The sequence below is a fragment of the Stenotrophomonas maltophilia genome (genome assembly GCF_001676385.1).
In the GTDB taxonomy this organism is placed as follows: domain Bacteria; phylum Pseudomonadota; class Gammaproteobacteria; order Xanthomonadales; family Xanthomonadaceae; genus Stenotrophomonas; species Stenotrophomonas maltophilia_J.
This window is the reverse complement of sequence record NZ_LYVJ01000047.1, coordinates 1-377: the sequence shown is the minus strand read 5'-3', so window position 1 is coordinate 377 and position 377 is coordinate 1. Positions and strand designations below refer to the sequence as shown.

1 protein-coding gene is annotated in these 377 nt (G+C 69.5%); it reads left to right on the top strand.

From position 1 onward, the window contains the following. Window positions 1-377, top strand: a 377-nt coding sequence (locus tag A9K58_RS18860; RefSeq protein WP_196769222.1) for a glutathione S-transferase family protein, incomplete at both ends; no start/stop codon positions are given.

Sequence of the window (377 nt, the reverse complement as noted above, 5' to 3'; positions counted from 1 at the left end):
GGGACGCCCTACCTGCCTACCGACGGTTGGGAACGCGCGCAGGCATTGAGCTGGATGTTCTTCGAGCAGTACACGCACGAGCCATGCGTGGCGGTAGCGCGCTTCATCCGCGGCTGGACACCGCCCGATTCACCGCGCCGTGCTGAACTGCCACGCCTGCACGAGCGCGCCGCCACCGCGCTGGCGGTGATGGAGCAGCACCTGCGCGAAGCGCAGTGGTTCACCGGCAGCGCATACGGTATCGCCGACATTGCGCTGTTCGCCTATACCGACGTCGCAGGCGAGGGCGGCATCAGCCTGGCGCCCTTCCCGGAAGTGCGCGCCTGGCTGCAGCGCGTGCGCGCGCAGCCGCGCTTCGTGGCGATGCCAGCGGTGAC